The 3,125-nt window shown below is 49.8% G+C and carries 1 rRNA gene; it reads left to right on the top strand.

The window, feature by feature from the left end:
* Positions 1 to 181: 181 nt before the first annotated feature.
* Positions 182 to 3,073: ribosomal RNA gene (locus ACYPXO_RS06000) — 23S ribosomal RNA — on the top strand.
* The last annotated feature ends 52 nt before the right edge of the window (positions 3,074 to 3,125 follow it).

Genomic DNA, 3,125 nt, shown 5'->3' on the forward strand with positions numbered 1-3,125 from the left:
AATGTACCTTGAAAACTGCATACAAGAAAGAAATATCTTATAGAAATAGAGATAAGACATCCGAGGTAATGTAAAAAAACATTAACACTTCGAGAAAACGAAGAGAAAAAATGAAACCTATACCAACACATATCACGCTAGATATGTGAAGCGGAAGTTCTACCCGGAACGGAAGCGAGTTGGTTATGCTAGAAAGAGCGTATGGTGGATGCCTTGGCACTAAGAGCCGATGAAAGACGTGATAAGCTGCGAAAAGCTTCGGGGAGGAGCAAATATCCTAAGATCCGGAGATATCTGAATGGGGAAACCCGGCGGAGCAAACCTCCGTCACTGCATGGTGAATCTATAGTCATGCAGAGGGAACCCGGTGAACTGAAACATCTAAGTAGCCGGAGGAAGAGAAAGAAACATCGATTCTGTGAGTAGCGGCGAGCGAAAGCGGAAGAGCCCAAACCGAAATGCGTGCATTTCGGGGTTCGGACTGCGGAAATGACGAGTAAGACTAATGGAAAGGTTTTGGGAAAGCCTGCCAGAGAGGGTGAAAGCCCCGTACATGAAAGTCGAGCGAGCATGGCAGTATCCAGAGTACCACGAGACACGAGAAACCTTGTGGGAATGAGCGGGGACCACCCCGTAAGGCTAAATACTCCTTAGTGACCGATAGCGCATAGTACTGTGAAGGAAAGGTGAAAAGGACCCCGGGAGGGGAGTGAAAGAGAACCTGAAACCATATGTTTACAAGCTGTGGAACATCATTATTAGATGAACCGCGTACTTTTTGTAGAACGGTCCGGCGAGTTACGCTGGCTGGCGAGGTTAAGGACTAAAGGTCCGGAGCCGAAGGGAAACCAAGTCTTAATAGGGCGTCAAGTCAGTCGGAGTAGACCCGAAACCGGGTGATCTACCCATGTCCAGGTTGAAGTTGCCGTAAAAGGCAATGGAGGACCGAACGCACATCCGTTGAAAAGGGTGGCGATGAGGTGTGGGTAGGGGAGAAATTCCAATCGAACCCGGAGATAGCTGGTTCTCCTCGAAATAGCTTTAGGGCTAGCCTCATACAAGTCTTGCGGAGGTAGAGCACTGAATTTCCTAGGGGGCGTCAAAGCTTACCGAAGAATATCAAACTCCGAATGCCGCGTAGATGATGTATGGGAGTCAGACTATACGAGATAAGTTGGATAGTCGAAAGGGAAAGAGCCCAGACCACCGGCTAAGGTCCCAAAATGTGTGTTAAGTGGAAAAGGATGTGGGATTTCGAAGACAACTAGGATGTTGGCTTAGAAGCAGCCATACATTCAAAGAGTGCGTAATAGCTCACTAGTCGAGAGGTCCTGCGCCGAAAATGTCCGGGGCTGAAACACACTACCGAAGCCGTGGAATCAATGAATGTTGATTGGTAGAGGAGCATTCTTAAAGAGAAGAAGCTGTACCGGAAGGAGCAGTGGATTTTTAAGAAGAGAGAATGCCGGAATGAGTAGCGAGAGGAAGGTGAGAATCCTTCCGGCCGAATATCTAAGGTTTCCAGAGTAAAGCTGATCTGCTCTGGGTAAGTCGGGGCCTAAGGCGAGGTCGAAAGACGTAGTCGATGGATAACAGGTTGAAATTCCTGTACTATGATATAACAGAACTGTGGGGACACGTAAGGAAAGCACAATCCGGGAATGGAAAGACCGGAGCAAGCGAAGTAGGAGATGTATTGGCAAATCCGTACATCAATCCAAAGGCGTGAAGCGGACCGAAATAAAGTAGGGAAGTGTGTGAGCCATGCGTCAAGAAAAGCCGCTATTGTTTGTATCATACCCGTACCGTAAACCGACACAGGTGGATGAGGAGAGAATCCTAAGGCCGACGGGAGAAGCATTGTTAAGGAACTCGGCAAAATGACTCCGTAACTTCGGGAGAAGGAGTGCCATAGAAATATGGCCGCAGAGAATTGGCCCAAGCAACTGTTTAGCAAAAACACAGGTCTATGCAAAACCGAAAGGTGAAGTATATGGGCTGACGCCTGCCCGGTGCTGGAAGGTTAAGGGGAGAGGTTAGCGCAAGCGAAGCTTTGAACTTAAGCCCCAGTAAACGGCGGCCGTAACTATAACGGTCCTAAGGTAGCGAAATTCCTTGTCGGGTAAGTTCCGACCCGCACGAAAGGCGTAATGATTTGGGCACTGTCTCAACAATGCACCCGGTGAAATTGAAATACCAGTGAAGATGCTGGTTACCTGCGCCAGGACGGAAAGACCCCATGGAGCTTTACTCCAGCTTGATACTGGGATTCGGTATTGTATGTACAGGATAGGTGGGAGACTGAGAGGCATTTACGCCAGTAGATGCGGAGTCGCTGTTGGGATACCACCCTTGCAGTACTGGATTTCTAACCAGCGGCCTTAATCAGGTCGGGGGACAATGTCAGGTGGGGAGTTTGACTGGGGCGGTCGCCTCCGAAAGGGTATCGGAGGCGCTCAAAGGTTCCCTCAGAATGGTCGGAAACCATTCGAAGAGTGCAAAGGCAGAAGGGAGCTTGACTGCGACACTGACGGGTGGAGCAGGTACGAAAGTAGGACTTAGTGATCCGGTGGTATAAAGTGGGATTGCCATCGCTCAACGGATAAAAGCTACCCTGGGGATAACAGGCTTATCACTCCCAAGAGTTCACATCGACGGAGTGGTTTGGCACCTCGATGTCGGCTCATCGCATCCTGGGGCTGAAGTAGGTCCCAAGGGTTGGGCTGTTCGCCCATTAAAGCGGTACGCGAGCTGGGTTCAGAACGTCGTGAGACAGTTCGGTCCCTATCCGGCGTGGGCGTAGGATATTTGAGAGGAGCTGCCCTTAGTACGAGAGGACCGGGGTGGACTGGCCGCTGGTGTATCTGTTGTTCTACCAAGAGCATGGCAGAGTAGCCAAGCCGGGAAGGGATAAACGCTGAAGGCATCTAAGCGTGAAGCCCCCCTCAAGATGAGATATCCCATAACGTCAAGTTAGTAAGACCCCTTGAAGACGACGAGGTAGATAGGGCAGAGGTGGAAGTGTGGTAACACATGGAGCTGACTGTTACTAATCGGTCGAGGGCATAACCAGTTAGGAATAGGTGATAAACGGATGACATTTCTTGTGTGTGGTTTTGAAGGTA

Source organism: Faecalimonas canis, from assembly GCF_054601575.1.